13 protein-coding genes are annotated in these 17,642 nt (G+C 73.1%); 5 read left to right on the top strand and 8 right to left on the bottom strand.

Translation table 11 applies throughout. The features are described 5' to 3' along the window. Nucleotides 1-4 precede the first annotated feature (4 nt). Genes ACF06X_RS19175 through ACF06X_RS19190 form a run of 4 tightly spaced genes read left to right on the top strand, consistent with a single transcriptional unit; the run spans nucleotide 5 to nucleotide 4,126 of the window. On the top strand, nucleotides 5-1,066 hold the full coding sequence (locus ACF06X_RS19175) for an ABC transporter permease (protein ID WP_392288464.1): 1,062 nt from the start codon (nucleotides 5-7) through the stop codon (nucleotides 1,064-1,066). Beyond that, nucleotides 1,063-1,950 carry an ABC transporter permease gene (locus ACF06X_RS19180; RefSeq protein ID WP_392288465.1) on the top strand — a complete coding sequence of 296 codons (888 nt, stop codon included), beginning with the start codon at nucleotides 1,063-1,065 and terminating at the stop codon, nucleotides 1,948-1,950. The genes ACF06X_RS19175 and ACF06X_RS19180 overlap by 4 nt, the downstream gene beginning before the upstream one ends. Then, complete coding sequence (locus tag ACF06X_RS19185; protein ID WP_392288466.1) at nucleotides 1,947-2,912, top strand: ABC transporter ATP-binding protein; 966 nt, start codon at nucleotides 1,947-1,949, stop codon at nucleotides 2,910-2,912. The genes ACF06X_RS19180 and ACF06X_RS19185 overlap by 4 nt, the downstream gene beginning before the upstream one ends. Beyond that, nucleotides 2,909-4,126 (top strand): ABC transporter ATP-binding protein, encoded by a 1,218-nt coding sequence (locus tag ACF06X_RS19190; protein ID WP_392288467.1) that lies wholly within the window; start codon nucleotides 2,909-2,911, stop codon nucleotides 4,124-4,126. Before ACF06X_RS19185 ends, ACF06X_RS19190 begins: the two co-directional genes overlap by 4 nt. Here ACF06X_RS19190 and ACF06X_RS19195 read toward each other — a convergent pair. Beyond that, nucleotides 4,123-5,154: a hypothetical protein gene (locus ACF06X_RS19195; protein WP_392288468.1), complete on the bottom strand. Its 1,032-nt coding sequence runs from the start codon at nucleotides 5,152-5,154 to the stop codon at nucleotides 4,123-4,125. The two genes, ACF06X_RS19190 and ACF06X_RS19195, sit on opposite strands and share 4 nt — an antisense overlap. Before the next feature lie 47 nt (nucleotides 5,155-5,201). Then, nucleotides 5,202-6,335: a type III polyketide synthase gene (locus ACF06X_RS19200; protein ID WP_392288469.1), complete on the bottom strand. Its 1,134-nt coding sequence runs from the start codon at nucleotides 6,333-6,335 to the stop codon at nucleotides 5,202-5,204. A gap of 191 nt (nucleotides 6,336-6,526) precedes the next feature. Here ACF06X_RS19200 and ACF06X_RS19205 point away from each other — a divergent pair, with 191 nt between their 5' ends. Next, nucleotides 6,527-7,816: a cytochrome P450 gene (locus tag ACF06X_RS19205; protein WP_392288470.1), complete on the top strand. Its 1,290-nt coding sequence runs from the start codon at nucleotides 6,527-6,529 to the stop codon at nucleotides 7,814-7,816. A 141-nt stretch (nucleotides 7,817-7,957) separates the two neighbouring features. Here ACF06X_RS19205 and ACF06X_RS19210 read toward each other — a convergent pair whose 3' ends face one another. The 6 genes from ACF06X_RS19210 to infB all read right to left on the bottom strand — a co-directional run bounded on the left by ACF06X_RS19210 (nucleotide 7,958) and on the right by infB (nucleotide 17,630). Continuing rightward, nucleotides 7,958-8,929 (bottom strand): bifunctional riboflavin kinase/FAD synthetase, encoded by a 972-nt coding sequence (locus tag ACF06X_RS19210; protein WP_392288471.1) that lies wholly within the window; start codon nucleotides 8,927-8,929, stop codon nucleotides 7,958-7,960. Between the two features lie 48 nt (nucleotides 8,930-8,977). Continuing rightward, nucleotides 8,978-12,502, bottom strand: coding sequence for a trypsin-like peptidase domain-containing protein (locus ACF06X_RS19215; protein WP_392288472.1), 3,525 nt, complete (start codon nucleotides 12,500-12,502; stop codon nucleotides 8,978-8,980). A gap of 198 nt (nucleotides 12,503-12,700) precedes the next feature. Beyond that, a complete protein-coding gene (gene truB, locus ACF06X_RS19220) occupies nucleotides 12,701-13,603 on the bottom strand; it encodes a tRNA pseudouridine(55) synthase TruB (RefSeq protein WP_392288473.1) in 903 nt (300 codons plus the stop codon). Beyond that, the gene (gene rbfA, locus ACF06X_RS19225; RefSeq protein ID WP_392288474.1) at nucleotides 13,600-14,052 is read right to left on the bottom strand and encodes a 30S ribosome-binding factor RbfA; all 453 of its coding nucleotides are present in this window, start codon (nucleotides 14,050-14,052) and stop codon (nucleotides 13,600-13,602) included. Before rbfA ends, truB begins: the two co-directional genes overlap by 4 nt. A 29-nt stretch (nucleotides 14,053-14,081) precedes the next feature. After that, a complete protein-coding gene (locus tag ACF06X_RS19230) occupies nucleotides 14,082-14,375 on the bottom strand; it encodes a DUF503 domain-containing protein (protein ID WP_392288475.1) in 294 nt (97 codons plus the stop codon). Between the two features lie 147 nt (nucleotides 14,376-14,522). Beyond that, nucleotides 14,523-17,630 (bottom strand): translation initiation factor IF-2, encoded by a 3,108-nt coding sequence (gene infB / locus ACF06X_RS19235; RefSeq protein WP_392288476.1) that lies wholly within the window; start codon nucleotides 17,628-17,630, stop codon nucleotides 14,523-14,525. Nucleotides 17,631-17,642 lie beyond the last annotated feature (12 nt).

Consider the following 17,642-nt stretch of genomic DNA (forward strand, 5'->3'; position numbering starts at 1 on the left):
TGACGTGACGACCGCAAGCACGACCGCCGACGTGGCGCGGACCGCACCGGTCCGTGCCACGGACGGCGCCTCCCGCACCGGTACCGCCGCCGCCTACCTCCGCCATGTCGCGGGCAAGCTGGGCGGCGCGGCCGTCTCGCTCTTCGCCGTGCTCGTGACCAGCTTCTTCCTCTTCCGGATCATCCCCGGCGACCCGGTCAAGGCGATGACGCACGGCGTCCCGACCTCGGCCGAGCAACTGGCCACACTGCGCAGGCAGTTCGGCCTCGACCTGCCGATGTGGCAGCAGTTCACCGACTACTGCGGCAAGGCGCTGACCGGCGATCTCGGCATGTCGTACCAGTTCCGTGCGCCGGTCGGCGAGCTCATCGCGGCGAAGCTGCCCGCGACGCTGCTGCTGACCGGCGTCGCGGTGCTGCTCTACTCCGCGCTCGGGCTGTGGCTCGGCACCCGCTCGGCCTGGAACCACGGCGGTCTCGGCGACCGGCTGAACACCGGCGTCGCGCTGACGCTCTGGTCGGTGCCCTCCTTCTGGCTCGGCCTGCTGCTGATCATCGTCTTCGCGGTCGGCATCGGACCGGTGCCCGGCCTCTTCCCGACCGGTGGCATGGAGTCGGGCGCGGGCGAGACCGGTTTCGCGTACGTCCTCGACGTCGCCCATCACATGGTGCTGCCGGTCCTCACCCTGGTCGCCGTCGGGTACGCGCAGACCCTGCTCGTGATGCGCTCCTCGCTCCTCGACGAGATGGGCGGCGACTATCTGACGACGGCGCGCGCGAAGGGGCTGCGCGACGACGTCGTACGGCGCCGGCATGCCGTACCGAACGCGCTCCTGCCGACCGTGACCATGGTCTTCATCAACCTGGGGCATGTGGCGGCCGGTTCGATCCTGGTGGAGACGGTGTTCTCCTGGCCGGGGCTCGGCGGGCTGTTCTACCAGGCGCTCAGCGTGCCCGACCTGCCGCTCGTTCAGGGTCTTTTCGTGGTCTTCGCCGGCGCGATGATCGTGATGAACCTGATCGCCGACCTTCTCTATCCGCTGCTCGATCCCCGGGTGGGCCGATGACGACCTCGCTGGCCTGGCAACGCCGACGCGGTACGGTGACCCGCTTCTGGCGCCAGTACCGCACTCACCGTGCCGGTCTCTACGGCCTGGCGGGCCTCGCCCTGATCGCGCTGCTGGCGCTCGCCGCCCCGCTGCTCGTCGGCGCCGACGTGCAGTCGGTGACGAACGCGCCCGGCACGGCCCTGGAGTCGCCGAGCGCCACGTTCCCGCTCGGGACCGACCAGTTCGGGCGTTCGCTGCTCGGCCTGCTCATCTGGGGCGCCCGGATCTCGCTGCTCGTCGGGCTGCTCGCGGCGGCGCTCTCGGTCGCCATCGGCACACTCGTCGGCATCGTCGCGGGCCATTACGGCGGCTGGTTCTCGACCGTCGTCATGCGGATCACCGACTGGTTCCTGGTGATGCCCGCGCTGGTCCTCGCGATCGTCCTCGCGACCGTCATGTCCCGGTCGATGTGGACGGTGATCCTGGCCATCGGCGTCACCAGCTGGCCGACCACGGCCCGGCTCGTGCGCGCCCAGACGATCGCGGTGGAGTCCCGCCCGTACATCGAACGCGCCACCGCGCTGGGCGGCGGGCACGGGCACATCATGAGCCGGCACGTACTGCCGAACGTGATGCCGCTGGTGCTCGCGCAGACCACGCTCGGCATCTCCACCGCCATCCTGACCGAGGCGACGCTCGCCTTCCTGGGCCTCGGCGACCCGACGGTGGTCTCCTGGGGCGGCATGCTCCAGGACGCCCGGGAGGCGGGCGCGGTCTCCTCCGGCCACTGGTGGTACCTGGCGCCGCCCGGGATCGCGATCGCGCTGGTCGCGCTCGCGTTCACGCTGTGCGGGCGGGCGATCGAGTCCGTGCTCAACCCGAAGCTGGGGGTGGGGCGGTGAGCCTCCTCGAGATCCGCGATCTGACGGTGACCTACGGGTCGGGGGCGTCCGCCGTCCCCGCCGTACGGGGCGTCGATCTGACCCTGCGCGCGGGGCAGAAGCTCGGGGTGGCGGGCGAGTCGGGGTGCGGGAAGTCGACGATGGCCCTGGCGCTGCTGCGGCTCCTTCCGGCGTCCGCTCGGCTGACCGGCGAGATCCTGCTCGACGGGGAGGACGTCCTCACCATGAAGTGGGGGCGGCTGCGGGCGGTGCGGTGGGCGGGGGCGTCGATCGTCTTCCAGGGCGCGATGCACTCGCTCAACGCGGTGCACCGGATCGGCGACCAGATCGCCGAGCCGCTGCTCGTGCACGGGCGGGTGACTCCGGCGGCCGCGCGGCGACGGGTCGGGGAGCTCCTGGAGCAGGTCGGTCTGCCGGCGGCGCGGGCGGCCGCGTATCCGCACGAACTGTCCGGCGGCCAGCGCCAGCGGGTGATGATCGCGATGGCGCTCGCCTGCGATCCGCGGCTGATCGTGGCGGACGAGCCGACCACCGCGCTCGACGTGATGATCCAGGCGCAGATCCTTCGGCTGATCGAGCGGCTTGTGGCCGACGACGACATCAGCCTGCTGATGATCAGCCACGACCTGGCCGTCCTCGCCGACACCTGCGACCGGCTCGCGGTGATGTACGCGGGGCGGGTGGTGGAGGAGGGGCCGGCGCGGGAGGTGTACGACGCGGCCGAGCATCCGTACGGGCGGGCGCTGTCCTCGGCGTTCCCGAGGATCGGCGATCCGGCGTCCCGGCGGGCGCCGCGGGGGCTGCCGGGTGATCCGCCGGATCCGGCGGATCTGCCGGGCGGCTGTGCGTTCCACCCGCGCTGCCCGGTGGCGGTGGAGGTCTGCGGCGAGCAGGACCAGGAACTGCGGGAGGCGGGCGCGGGGCGCCGCGCGGCCTGCGTACACGTCGGGAGTGGCTCATGAACCCGTTGCAGCCGGACGCGTCCGGGTCGGGCGCGTCTCCGTCGGGAGCGTCCGCGTCAGGAGGGTCCGCGTCAGGAGGGTCCGCACCGGCCGGTTCTCCGTCGGGAGCGGCTCCTTCTGGCACGTCCGGGTCGGGCGCGGCCCCGCGGGAGGGTGCTGTCGCGGCGGCTTCCGCGGCGTCGTCCACTGTCGGCGAGCCGGCCGGGCCGCTGTTGTCGGCGACCGGTCTGCGCGTCACCTTCCCGGGGCGGCGGGGCGCGCCGCCCGCGCGGGCGGTGGACGGGGTCGACCTGGACATCGGCGCGGGCGAGATCGTGGCGCTGGTCGGCGAGTCGGGGTGCGGCAAGACGACGCTGGCCCGTGCGCTGCTCGGCCTGGTGCCGCCCACGTCCGGAGGCATCACCTTCGCCGGTGAGCCGCTCTCGTACAGCTCCCGCGCCCTGAAGGCGTACCGGAAGCGGGCCCAGCTGGTCCTCCAGGACCCGAGCGGCTCCCTGAACCCGCGTCACACGGTTTACGACGCGGTGGCGGAGGGGCTGCGGATCCACGGGTACGACGGGGACGAGCGGGCGGCGGTCGCGGAGGCGCTGTCCCGCGCCGGTCTGCGTCCGCCGGAGCGTTTCTTCCTCCGCTATCCGCACGAGCTGTCCGGCGGGCAGCGCCAGCGGGTCGTGATCGCGGGGGCCCTGGTCCTCCAGCCGGAACTGATCGTGGCGGACGAGCCGGTGGCCTCGCTGGACGCGTCGGTACGGGGGGAGATCCTGGCGCTGCTGCTGCGTCTGCGGGACGAACTGGGGTTGTCCGCGCTGGTCGTGACGCACGATCTGGGTCTCGCCTGGAACATCGCGGACCGGGTGGCGGTGATGTACCTGGGGCGGATCGTGGAGACCGGGACGGTGGAGTCCGTACTGACGTCTCCTCAGCACCCGTACACGCGGGCGCTGCTGTCGGTTCTTCCCGAGTCCGGGGGCGAGCCGGTGGTGCTGACCGGCGAGCCCCCGGACCCGTCCCGCGTCCCGTCCGGCTGCCGCTTCCACGCCCGCTGCCAGGTTCTCGCCTCGGGCGAGGCGGCGGCGGTCGCGGACCGCTGCCGGGGCGAGGACCTTCCGATCCTCGCCGGCGGCAGCGGCGCACGGGACGCGGCCTGCCACTGGGTGGCGGGCCAAGGGATGGTGGGGGAAGGGGTGGTGGGGCAGGGACTGGTGGGGTCCTAGCCCCGGTGCTTCGCCGCCGCGGCCTTGGCGGCCTCGATCGCCTGGGCGGCCCCGGCGGGCATGGTGACCTCGGCGGCTCCGGGGGCCTGGGCGGGCTGTGCGGGCTGTGCGGCGTCGGGCGCCTGAGCGGGCTCGGCGGCATCGGACGCCTGGGCCGGTTCGGCGGGCTTGCCGGGCTTGGCTCCCGGGCCTGCGGGGTCCGCCGGGGGAAGGATCTCGCAGGAGCTGATGGACGTCCGCGTCGAGACCGACTTCACCTTGCAGTCGTCCCGGCCGACTCCGGCGTCCACGCTCCCCCAGTGCTCGCCGACCGTCAGGATCGATCCGCCCGGTCCGCTGATCTTGTCGTCGCCGGGACCGGCCTGGATCAGTCCGCCGGACTCGGGGCCGAGCCCGGCGGCCTCGATGGTGTCGGCCTCGCTGCCGCCGAGGACCCGGCCGGAGAAGTCGATGACACCGGTCTTGATGGTGTCGGCGCCGTCGTTGCCGGTGACGATTCCGCCGCCCCGGTTGAACTGTCCGGGTGCCCCGGACACCGAACCGGTGGTGATCTTGTCGTTGCCGTCGTCGCCGTGGACGACGGCGCCCAGCTTCGCCCCCTCGCCGCGCACGGTGGCCACCTTGATGACGTCGTTGCCCCGGTTGCCCCGGACCATGCTGAAGCCGGTCTGCGGCACCAGGTGCTTGGCGCGGATGACGTCGTCGCCCTCGCCGCCCATCACGGCGGAGTCGATGACCAGTCCCCTGATCTCGATCATGTCGTTTCCGTTGCCTCCCGAGACGGTGACCCCTTCGAGGTCGCTGTCGCAGAAGATGTGGTCGTCCTTCGCCGTGCCGTTGACCTGGTTGCCGGGCGGGGCGGGGACGTCGTTGACCCAGCACTGGTGCATGGGGACGCGGGCCTTGTGCGGGGCCACCGCCTGGGCGGGTGCGCCGGCCACGGTGACGGCGGCGACACCGGCGAGCAGCGCGGTGAGCGCGGCCGGGCCACGCACGGATCTGCGGAAGGACGGCGGGGTGACGGACATGCGGGTCTCCTTTGCGAAATGGCGAGAAATGCCAGGGGGACGAGCGGTCAGTGGGCGGCGCGCGCGGGGTGCGCCGCGGGCGAGTAGCCGACGATCCGACGGGCGTTCAGGTCGGATTCCAGGGAGGGGACGGGTGCCGCGGTCCATCTCCCCAGGCACATCTCGGCGGTGATGCCGGGGCCGAAGCCGGCGATGATGCCGCGGGCCCCCTCGGGCAGTCCGCCCGCCTCGAAGAGCCTGCGCACCGCGTCCAGGACGACGGCGCTGGCGATGTTCCCGTACTCCGTCAGGGTGGCGCGGCTGAACCGGAAGGACTCCGGCTCCACCTCCAGGAAGCGGCTGAGGTCGTCCAGGATGCGGGGGCCGCCGGCGTGGATGATGTAGAAGTCGAGGTCACCGGCGTCCCAGCCGTGCGACCCCGCGATCTCGCGGAGCGCCGGAGCCAGCGGCTCCATGGTGGTCGGCACCCGCTTGTCGAGCAGGAAGTGGAAGCCGGTGGCCCGGACGCTGTAGGCGATCCAGTCCTCGGTGTCGGGGACCAGGTGGGAGTTGTTGCGCTCCAGGGCGATGCCGGTGCCGCCCCTGCCCCGGACGACCGCGGCGGCCACCGCGTCGCCGAAGAGGCCGTTGGAGAGCAGGGAGCCGACGCCGAGGTCGGTGGGCTGGTAGCAGAGGGAGCAGAACTCGCAGGCGACGATGAGGACGTTGGCGTCGGGGTAGGCGACGCAGAAGTCGTGCGCCCGGTTGATGGCCGCTCCGCCGGCCGCGCAGCCCAGCTGGGCGATCGGCAGCTGCCGGGTGTGGCTCGGGAAGCCCATGGTGTTGATGAGCCACGCGGTGAGCGAGGGCATCATGAACCCCGTGCACGACACGTAGACGATCATGTCGATGTCCGCGGGTCGCAGCTCGGCGTAGCCCAGGGCCTCCTCGACGACCTTCGGGACCCTGGCCTTCGCCTCGGTCTCGTAGAGGGCGTTGCGTTCCTCGAAGCCGGGGTGTCTCAGCGTGTCCTCGATGGGCTGGACGATGTGCCGCTGGGTGACCCCGGTGTTCTCGATCAGCCGCAGCGCCAGCGGAAGTTGAGGGTGATCGGCATGAAGGGAGCGGGCGAGGGCAAGCGTCTCCTCCCTCGTGATCACGTACTCGGGTACGGACACCGCGGGTTTGCACAGAGTGACCACGACACGCGCTCCTTCGTTCTCGTTCACCGTGAACTGCGGCCCACACTCACCCGGTGAACCGGAGCCCGCAACCGCGAGCGTCACGAAGGGCCTACGGAGGGTCGTCGCGGACGGCCCGCGGCCGTCCTCCGTTCAGGGGGCAGTGAGCCCCCGGCGTATCGGGGCCGCCCCCGTCCGGGAACAGCCCTCTCATGACCTCCGAGATCACCTCCGCCCCAGAAGCCCCGGACGCCCCGGCGGCCCCGAACGCCCCCGATGCCCCAGCGGCTCCGAACGCCCCGGACGCCCCGCGGTCCGTGCGCACCTGGGCCGTCGACGACCTGCCCGCGCTGGAATTCGACCCTCTGCTGACCGAGCTTCTCGCCGAAGAGCCGGTGGCCCGGATCCGGCTGCCGTTCGCCGCCGAGAACGAGGCGTGGCTGGTGACGCGGTACGAGGACGTCCGCGCCGTCACCTCCGATCCGCGATTCAGCCGAACGGCCCTGCTCGATCGCATGGTCACGAAGATGACCGGCCACATGGTCGCCTCGAAGGCGGCCCTGAACTACGCCGATCCGCCGTACCACACCCAGCTGCGCAAGGCCGTGACGAAGGCGTTCACGGGCCAGGGCACCAAACGGCTGCGTCCGTTGGCGCAGGCGACCACGGAGCGACTGCTCGACGCGATGGAGGAGGCCGGCCGGCCCGCCGACCTGATGAGGCATCTGCATGGGCCGCTGCCGATGGCGGTGGTCTGCGACCTGCTCGGCATCCCCGAGGAGGACCGTGCCGAGCTGGCCTCCTGGCCCGATCTGATCCTGTCCTCGGGCCCGGGGCCGGAGAGCAGCAAGGCGGCCAAGGCGCAGATTCACGGGTACATCACCCGGTTGCTCGACCAGCGGCGCGCGGAGCCGCGCGACGACCTCGCCGGAGAACTCGCCGAGTCCCTGGCCGAGGGCAGGATCAGCATCGACGAGGCCGTCTCACTGGCCATGGCGATCCTGATCAGCGGCGCGCACGCGGTCCGCAACAACAGCGCCAACATGGTGTATCTGCTGCTCACCCGGCCGGATCTGACGGCCCGGCTCCGGTCCGAGCCGGAGCTCCTGCCGCAGGCGGTGGACGAGCTCCTGCGCTGGATCCCGCACCGCAACGGCGTCGGGCTGCCTCGGATCGCGACCGAGGACGTCGAGATCGGCGGTGTGTTGATCCGAGCGGGTGAGGCGGTGTACGCGTCCTACCTCGCGGCCAACCGGGACCCGTCGGTCTTCGAGAACCCGCACGAGATCGACTTCGACCGTACGGGCACGGGGCACGTCTCCTTCGGCCACGGGCCGCACCACTGCATGGGGGCGATGCTCACCCGGATGGAGTCCGAGGTGATGATCTCGACCCTGCTGCGCCGCTATCCGGAGCTGCGCCTGGCGGGGCGGCCCGAGGACGTGGTCTTCCAGTCGAAGGGCCTCATCCGGGGCCCGAAGGAGCTGGTCGTCACCTGGTGACGGCGACAGCGGCGAGAGCCCGCCGTGTGGGCCGGTTCCACCCCGGTCCGCGCGGCGGGCTCGATCGTTCCGGAGCTCCGGGGGTCGTGGTACTCCCGGCTCTCGTGCTCCCGGTTCTCGTGCTCCCGGTTCTCGTCGGATCTAGTGCGCCCGGTTCTCGTGCTCCCGGTCGTACGCCTCGGTCAGCTCGCGGCAGCGCTTCACGTCTCCGGCCATCGCCACGAGAAGGTCGTCCAGAGTGGCGAACTTCAGCATCCCCCGGACGTAGGCCAGAAAGTCGACGGCGACGTGCAGGCCGTACAGATCGAGCCCCTCGCGGTCGATCGCGTACGCCTCGACCGTCCGCTCCGTGCCGTTGAACTGCGGGTTGGTGCCGACCGAGATCGCGGCGGGCATGCGCTCGCCCGCGGCGGTCAGCCAGCCCGCGTACACGCCGTCGGCCGGGATGGCGGTGTGCGGCAGCGTCTCGACGTTGGCCGTCGGGAAGCCGAGCTCGCGGCCGCGCTGGGCGCCGCGGACGACGATTCCCTCGACGCGGTGCGGCCGGCCGAGGATCTCGGCGGCGCCCTCCACGTCGCCCTCGGCGACCAGCCGGCGGGTGAGCGTGGAGGAGAAGGGCTCGCCGCCGCCCGCCGTACCGCTCACATAGAGGTCGACGACCTCGACCTCGTAGTCGTAGGTGGCGCCGAGCTCCGCGAGGAAGTCGACATTGCCGGCCGCCCGGTGGCCGAAGCGGAAGTTGGGGCCCTCGATGACGACCTTCGCGTGCAGCTTGTCGACGAGCACCTTCACGATGAACTCCGCCGGGGAGAGCTGCGAGAACTCGGCCGTGAACGGCAGGACGAGCACCGCGTCCACGCCCAGCTCCGCCATCAGCTCCGCGCGCCGGTGGTGCGGGGCGAGCAGCGGCGGGTGGCTGCCGGGCCGCACGACCTCGGAGGGGTGTGGGTCGAAGGTGACCACGACCGCGGGAACGCCCAGCTCACGGGCGCGCTCGACCGCTCGTCCGATGATCAGCTGGTGCCCGCGGTGCACACCGTCGTAGGAGCCGATGGTGACAACACTGCGCCCCCAGTCCTGGGGGATGTCCTCCAAGCCACGCCAGCGCTGCACTGTGACCGCTCCTCGTCCGCCTGTACGTCTGTACGCCTGTCCGCCTGATTACGCAGGTCTAAGACTGCCATGCTCACGCCGCTCGGTTCGCATCGGCATGGAACTCCCGAGAGTCCGAAGGGTACGGAGCGTGCTGGGCCCGACGACGACGGCCCATTCGTCCGGGTCGGCGGCGAGCCAGCCGGTCAGCTGGGCGGCGAACGCGGGGAGTTCGCGCGCGAGGTCGACGAGCCGTCGGTCGAACCAGGTCGCGCCCTCGGGGGTGCGGACGAGGAGGAGTCCGGTGCGGCGGACGACGTCCCGGGTGCGGACCTCGGGGCGCCGCTCGCAGTCGAGGGCGGCGGCCCGCAGCAGCGCGTCGAGGACGGCCGGCTCACGCTGTTCGTCGTACTCATCGCGTTCGTCACGTTCGTACGCGAGGAGTACGTCGAGCAGTTCGCCGCGCAGGTACCGGGAGGCGCCGGTGCCGGGCGCCGCGAGGACCGGGGCGAGCGCCGTGCGGACCTGCGAGGGGCCGTGGATCAGGGCGGTGACCAGCGGGAAGAGGACGGCCCGCGCGGCCGGGCCGTCTTCGAGGCGGCGGTCGACGTAGGCGGCGGCGTGTGCCGCGCCCTCGGGGTGGCGGTCGACGTACGCGCGGACGAGGGCGGCGGCCCGGCGGGCGAGGGCGGGTGTGGTGACCTCGGCGAGCGCCCGCAGGATGGCGGCCGCCTCCTCCTCCCCCGGCCCGCCGTGGAGCCGGGTCCGGAAGGCGGCGAGCACCGGTTCGGGGTGGGTGGCGAGGGCGGCGGCGAGCGCGCTCGTGGGCACGCGGGGGTCGGCGAGGTGCTCGGAGCCGGTGAGGGGGTCGCGCACCAGGAGGTCGAGGGCGGGGCCGTGCAGGGCGGTGTCGCCGGGGCGGGCCAGCAGGGCGAGGGCCGCGTAGTGCAGGAGGGCGCGGTCGGAGCCGGTCGTCACGTGCCCGGCGACCAGGCATCCGTAGGTGACCGCCGCGGCCCGGCGCTCGGGCCGGCCGTCGTCGTGCGCCCACCGGTCGACGGCCCGGCACACGGCCGACGGCTCGTCCTCGGCGAGGGCGCCGAGGAGTCCGTCGGCGAGGGGGTGGGCGGTGGCGACGAGGGCCTCGCAGAGATCGTCGACGGCCAGGTTCCGGTGCGTGTGCAGGAGGGCCTGCGCGGCGGTGGCGACGGTCGCGTGGGGCGCGTCGGCGAGTGGCCGCTCGTCGCCGAACCAGCGGCAGAGCAGCGGTTGTACGCCACGGGGCTCGGCGACGAGCCGGGCGGCGGCGGCGTCCAGGAACCGGGGGGTGGCGTGGGCGGGCACCAGCCGCCGCAGCAGATCGAACCGCTCGTCCTCGCCGATGCGGAGGGCCTCCCAGAAGGGTGGGCCGAAGGGCGCGAAGGGGTCACCGTCCCCCGGTCGGGGCTCGGCGGCGACGCGGTCGGCGAGGAGCCGCAGGACGGGGAGGTAGGCCCGCGGCTCGGGGACCCGCAGCAGCACCCCGGCGAGCAGGCGCCCGCCCCACCACGCGCCGTCCGTGCCACCGGCCCCGAGCGCCTCGACCAGTCCCCCGAGCCGCGGCGCGAGCCCACCGGGCCCCTGCTCCCGCTCCAGGAGGAGCAGGGCTTGCAGCACCGGTCCGATCCGATGCCGGGGCACGGGCAGGTGCGCCGGGGCCTCGGCGTCAAGGCGTCGGGCCCCGCCACCGGACCGGCCGTCACCGGACCGCCCGGGCTCCAGCCGGGAGAGCCCGGCCGCTCGGCGCGGGGCCCCCTCGTCGGAACGGTCGGCCGGCAGCGGGCGTGGCCCGGGCCAGTGGGGGATCAAGGCGCGCAGGGCCTCGTCGACGTCCAGGTGGGCGGCCTGGAGCCAGTCGGCGAGTTCCTCGTGGGGGAAGCGGTAGCCGGAGCCGGCGGGGGCGATGAGGCCCTCGGTCAGGACGGCGGAGGCCCAGCCCGTTCTCCAGGGGAAGATCTCCTCGAAGGACTCGCGGTCCAGTTCGCCCTGGCCGGGGCCGAGGCAGCGGCGGGCGGCCTCGTGGACCCGGCCCGCGACCCGCGCCGCGAGGCGGCGGACGGCGGGGCCCCGGACGAGGGGGCGGGTGCCGGCGGCGATCCGTACCGCGATCCGCAGACACATCAGATCGACGTACGCCTGGAAGATCTCCTCCCGGGAGGGGCGGCCGGGCACCTGTCCGGGTAGCGCCTCCCGTACCTCGGCCAGCAGCCGCAGCGCGAGCGGGTGCCGGGCGTCGGCGGCGGCCAGGTCGGTGGCGGCGAGGCCGTACCGCTCGCGCGCCACCCGTGCCTCGTCCTCGGAGAGATCCCCGAGCGTGACCTCAGCACCGCGGTGCAGCGCTGCCGGGCTGTAGAGCGGGGCCGCCTGCTCCCAGTGCTCCGGGCGGCAGCCGAGCACGAGGCGGACCCCATGGGCCCCCAGCCAGCGCTCGGTTCCCCTCGTCCACGCGGCGAGCCGGTGGGCGAGCCGCGGGGGCATCTCCTCCGGGCCGTCCAGGATCACGAGCAGCGGGCGGCCCGCCGCCCGGGCGAGAGCCGCCGCCCGTTCCGGCGTGGCGGCGGTGACGTCACCGCGCGCCCCGGAAGCGGCGACGATCCGGCCGGCCTGGCCGAGGGCGCGGCCCACGGCGTCGGCGACCGATGCGTCGTCGGCGCGCAGATCGGCGCCGCGCAGCCAGACCGTGGGGGCCGGAGCCGAGCCGAGGGCCCGGCGGGCGCAGTGCGCGGCGAGCGCGGTCGTACGGCCGGTGCCGGGGGCGCCGACGAGCGCCAGGACCCTGGCCTCACCGGCGGCGAACGCGGCGAACTCCCGTACGACCGCGTCCCGTTCGACGGGATCGGCCCAGGCGCGGGGGGCGCCGGCCGATCCGGTGGAGGTGGCGGTCAGCTCCAGCACACCCGCGAGGTTGAGATCCGGCCCGTAGCAGGGAACGGTGGCGGCGTTGCGCCGCAGCAGGGCGTCCAGCGCACCGACGGACGCGAGGGGGACGGCATAACCGGCGGCGTGGCGCGCGCCCCGCAGCGCGGTGGCGAGGACGGCGACCACGGCTCCGGTGGCGGGGTCCACGACGGGCCCGCCCGCAGCCTGCCCGCCGAGCCGCAGCGCCTCGGCCCCCTCGGTGCCGATGGCCAGCTCCAGGGCGTCGCCGATCGGGTGGAGACGGTCGACGGCGATGTACGTGACCGGCGCGGGGCCCAGGACCCGCGCCTCCCGCCAGCCGTGCGCGGCGATCCGTACGTACGTACCCGGCTCGATCTCCGTCCGGGCGGTGATGGGCAGCGGACGCGCGCCGAGCCCCTCACCGAGCCCTTCGGTCCGCACGAGTGCGAGGCCGGACTCCGGCAGGGCGGTGACGGCGTCGGCCCCGGCGCGGAAGCGTCGCCCGTCGGAGTCGTGCGGGTCCGCCATCGGGTGCAGGACGAGGCTCGCGAGGCCGTCGACGGCCTCGTGGCTGGTGACGACCGTCCCCCGGTCGTCGGCGACGAACCCCGTTCCGCGCGGTCGGCCCGCCGGATCGCAGATCCGTACCAGCGTTCCCAGGTCACCGCGTGCCATGGTGTCGACGTTAGGTCGGGGTGATCACCCCGGGCACCACACCGGGCCAACGCGCCCCCGAGCGCTCCCCGGTTCACTCCGAGCGCCCGCCCGAAAGGGTGAAGGGACGCACCTGGGTGGGGAGACAGTCCCGAGGGGGGATCGTGGGCCGGGCACGCGCGCGTGCCCGCCCCACGATAGGACCGCCGAGGCCGCGCCTCAGCCGAAGACGGCCAGGCTCTTGGCCTTGCCCCTCTGGTCCTCCACGAGCGCGAGAAGGCGGCCCTCCGGCCCGAAGACGGCCACCGGCCCCGCCGGGTACGACGGCATCTCCAGGCGGACGCCGTTGAGCAGCAGCTTGGCCCGCCTCTCGTCGACGTCCCACCGGGGGAACGCCGCCGCGGCCGCCTCGGCGACCGGCATGACCGTGAGCTCCTCCTGGAGCTGGTCGAGGGTCCGGGCGGAGTCCAGCTTGTAGGGGCCGACCCGGGTGCGGCGCAGCGCGGTCAGGTGACCGCCCACGCCGAGTCCGGCGCCGAGGTCCCGGGCGAGCGCCCTGATGTACGTACCGGAGGAGCAGACGACCGAGACGACGAGGTCGACGACGGCCGTACCGTCCTCGGCGACCGCTTCCCGCACGTCGTAGACCTGGAAGGACGAGACCGTCACCGGACGGGCCGGGATCTCGAACTCCTCGCCGCCGCGCACCCGGGCGTACGAGCGCTTGCCGTCGATCTTGATGGCGGAGACCTTCGACGGCACCTGCATGATGGCGCCGGTCAGCTCCGCCACGCCCGCGTCGATGCCCTCGCGGGTCACCTTGGAGGCGTCCACGGAGGCCGTGATCTCGCCCTCGGCGTCGTCGGTGATCGTCGTCTGCCCGAGCCGGATCGTGCCGAGGTACTCCTTCTCGGTCAGCGCGAGGTGGCCGAGCAGCTTGGTCGCCCGCTCCACGCCGAGGACGAGGACGCCGGTGGCCATGGGGTCGAGCGTGCCGGCGTGGCCGACGCGCCGGGTTCTGGCGATCCCGCGCATCTTGGCCACGACGTCGTGCGAAGTGAAGCCCGACGGCTTGTCGACGACGACAAGCCCGTCGGGCGTCTTCTTTCCTGCGTTGCTCATTCGGCGGTGGTGCCCTCTTCGTCCTCGTCACCGGGCTTGCGGTACGGGTCGGCCTCGCCGGCGTACTTCGCGCCCGAGGACACCTCGCGCACCTGGGCGTCGGAGGCGCGCGCCTTGTCGAGGAGGTCCTCGATGGTCTTGGCGGTCTCCGGGAGGGCGTCCGCGACGAAGGTCAGGGTGGGCGTGAACTTGGTGCCCGCCGCCCGGCCCACCGCGGAACGCAGCACGCCCTTGGCGCTCTCCAGGCCCGCCGCGGCGCTGGCCCGGTCCTCGTCGTCGCCGTAGACCGTGTAGAAGACCGTGGCCTCCCGCAGGTCGCCGGTGACGCGGGTGTCCGTGATGGTCACGTGCGTACCCAGGCGCGGGTCCTTGATGCCGCGCTGCAGCTTCTCGGCGACCACCTCCCGGATGAGGTCCGCCAGCTTCTTCGCCCGCGCGTTGTCGGCCACTGGTCCTTCTCCTTCTTTGCCTTGCTCAATCAGTCTTCATCAGTGTGGAGCCTGCGTCGCACCGACAGCAGCTCCACCTCGGGCCGGGCCGCGACCAGCCGCTCACAGCGGTCGAGCACGTCCGATACGAACCGTTGGTCCCCGGCCACCAGCGCGACGCCCAGCCGGGCCCTGCGGTGGAGGTCCTGGTCGCCCACCTCGGCCGCGCTCACGTAGAACTTGCGCTGGAGCTCGGCGACGATGGGCCGGACGACGGAGCGTTTCTCCTTCAGCGAATGGACGTCGCCGAGGAGCAGATCGAAGGACAGAGTCCCCACATACATGTATGTCCGGATGTCCCGCCGGTTCGGGGTCAGTGGCCCCGCCAAGGGCTTGGCAGGGACACCAGAACCGTACACGCAACGGCCGGGGCCGATCGACGGAATAAGTTCCGCCGACCGGCCCCGACTCACTGCGGTGATCGGACGCGATCAGGCGCGCGGCTTCTCGCGCATCTCGTACGTCGCGATGACGTCGTCGACCTTGATGTCGTTGAAGTTTCCGAGGTTGATACCACCCTCGAAGCCTTCGCGGATCTCGGTGACGTCGTCCTTGAAGCGGCGCAGACCCTCGATGTTGAGGTTCTCCGCGATGACCTTGCCGTCGCGGATGAGGCGCGCCTTGGTGTTGCGCTTGACCTCGCCGGAGCGGATGAGGACACCGGCGATGTTGCCCAGCTTGGACGAGCGGAAGACCTCGCGGATCTCCGCCGTACCGAGCTCGACCTCTTCGTACTCCGGCTTGAGGAGGCCCTTGAGCGCCGCCTCGATCTCCTCGATGGCCTGGTAGATCACCGAGTAGTACCGGACGTCGACGCCCTCGCGCTCCGCCATCTGCGCGGCACGGCCGGCCGCACGGACGTTGTAGCCGATGACGATGGCGTCGGAGCCCATCGCCAGGTCGATGTCGGACTCGGTGACCGCACCCACACCGCGGTGCAGGACCCGGATGTCGACCTCTTCACCGACGTCGAGCTGGAGCAGCGAGGACTCGAGAGCCTCGACCGCACCGGACGCGTCGCCCTTGATGATGAGGTTGAGTTCCTGGACCAGACCGGCCTTGAGCACCTTGTCGAGGTCCTCGAGGGACACCCGGCGGACGCGCTTGGCGAAGGCGGCGTTGCGCTCACGCGCGGCGCGCTTCTCGGCGATCTGACGGGCCGTACGGTCCTCGTCGACGACCAAGAAGTTGTCGCCGGCGCCCGGGACGTTGGTGAGACCGAGCACCAGGACGGGAGTCGACGGGGTCGCCTCCTCGACGTTGTTGCCCTTGTCGTCGAGCATCGCCCGGACACGGCCGTACGCGTCGCCGACGACCATCGTGTCGCCGATGCGCAGCGTTCCGCGCTGGACCAGGACGGTCGAGACGGCACCGCGGCCCTTGTCCAGGTGGGACTCGATCGCAATACCCTGCGCGTCCTGGTTCGGGTTGGCCCGCAGGTCGAGCGAGGCGTCCGCGGTGAGGACCACGGCCTCCAGCAGGGAGTCGATGTGCAGACCCTGCTTGGCGGAGATGTCGACGAACATGGTGTCGCCGCCGTACTCCTCGGCCACCAGACCGAACTCGGTCAGCTGACCGCGGACCTTGGTCGGGTCCGCACCCTCGACGTCGATCTTGTTGACCGCGACGACGATCGGGACACCGGCGGCCTTGGCGTGGTTGAGCGCCTCGATCGTCTGCGGCATCACGCCGTCGTTGGCCGCGACCACGAGGATCGCGATGTCGGTCGACTTCGCACCACGGGCACGCATGGCGGTGAACGCCTCGTGACCCGGGGTGTCGATGAAGGTGATCCGGCGCTCTTCACCGTTGACCTCGGTGCCCACCTGGTAGGCACCGATGTGCTGGGTGATGCCGCCGGCCTCGCCCGCGACGACGTTCGTCTTGCGGATGGCGTCGAGCAGTCGGGTCTTACCGTGGTCGACGTGACCCATGACGGTCACGACCGGCGGACGGGAGACCAGGGCCTCTTCGCCGCCCTCGTCCTCGCCGAACTCGATGTCGAAGGACTCGAGCAGCTCGCGGTCCTCCTCCTCCGGGCTGACGATCTGGACGGTGTAGTTCATCTCGTCGCCGAGCAGCTGCAGCGTCTCGTCGGAGACGGACTGCGTGGCCGTCACCATCTCGCCGAGGTTCATCATCACCGCGACGAGCGACGCCGGGTTGGCGTTGATCTTCTCGGCGAAGTCGGTGAGGGACGCACCGCGCGACAGGCGAATGGTCTCGCCGTTGCCGCGAGGCAGCATCACGCCGCCGACCGACGGGGCCTGCATGGCCTCGTACTCCTGGCGCCTCTGACGCTTCGACTTGCGACCGCGACGCGCGGGACCGCCGGGGCGACCGAAGGCGCCCTGCGTGCCACCACGGCCACCCGGACCGCCGGGACGGCCACCGAAGCCGCCGGGACGACCGCCGAAGCCGCCGCCACCGCCGCCGGGACCACCCGGACGACCGCCGCCGCCACCACCGGGACCACCGGGACGACCGGCGAAGCCGCCGCCGCCACCGCCGGGACCGGCCGGACGGCCGGCGAAGCCGCCGCCGCCACCGGGACGACCGCCGCCGCCTGCCGGACGACCACCGGGGCCGCCGGGGCCACGGCCGCCGGGGCCACCACCGGGACGCGGGCCGGCAGCGGGACGCTGCGGCATCATGCCCGGGTTGGGACGGTTACCGCCGGGCGCGCCGCCCGGACGGGGAGCCTGCGGACGAGGCATGCCACCGGGGGTGGGACGGGCACCGCCCTGACCCTGCGGACGCGGGGCGCCGCCGGGGCCGCCCTGCGGACGCGGGGCGCCCGGAACGGCACCGGGGCCGCCGCCGGGACGGGGAGCGCCGCCGCCGGGACGGGGCGCCTGGGGGCGCGCCATTCCGGTGGAGCCACCCGAGGTGAAGGGGTTGTTGCCCGGACGGGGACCGGCCGGACGTGCGCCACCGGGACGCGGGGCGCCCTGGCCCTGGGGGCGCGGGGCACCCTGGCCCTGCGGACGCGGCGCGCCCTGACCCGGACGGGCGGGACGCTCGCCGGCGGGGCGCGGTCCCGGGGTGCCGCCACCGGCACGCGGGCCGGCGGCCGGGGCCGACGGGGGCGCGGTGAACTCGGGGGCGGCCGGGGCCGGCGTGACCGGCTTGGGCGCGGGCTTCGGGCCCGGGCGGGGGCCCGAGGCGGCCGGAGCCGGAGAGGGGGTGCTGCTCGTGGGCGCGGCCGGAGTGACCGGGGCCGGCGCCGCGGGCGCGGCGGGGGCCGGCTTGGGGGCCGGTGCGCCGGGCTTGGGGGCAGCGGGACGTGCCGCGGCGGCCGGAGACGGCGCCGAGGGCTTCGAGGGGGCGGCCTTGCGAGGCGCGCCCGGCTTGGCAGCGGACTTGCCGGCGTTGCCGCCGGGCCCCTGCAGTGCATCAGTCAACTTGCGCACGACCGGCGCCTCGATCGTCGAGGACGCCGAACGGACGAATTCACCGAGTTCTTGGAGCTTGGCCATGACGACCTTGCTCTCCACACCGAACTCCTTGGCGAGTTCGTATACCCGGACCTTAGCCACTTCGCTCCTTTT

The sequence above is a fragment of the Streptomyces sp. NPDC015346 genome, assembly GCF_043078785.1.
Taxonomy (GTDB): domain Bacteria; phylum Actinomycetota; class Actinomycetes; order Streptomycetales; family Streptomycetaceae; genus Streptomyces.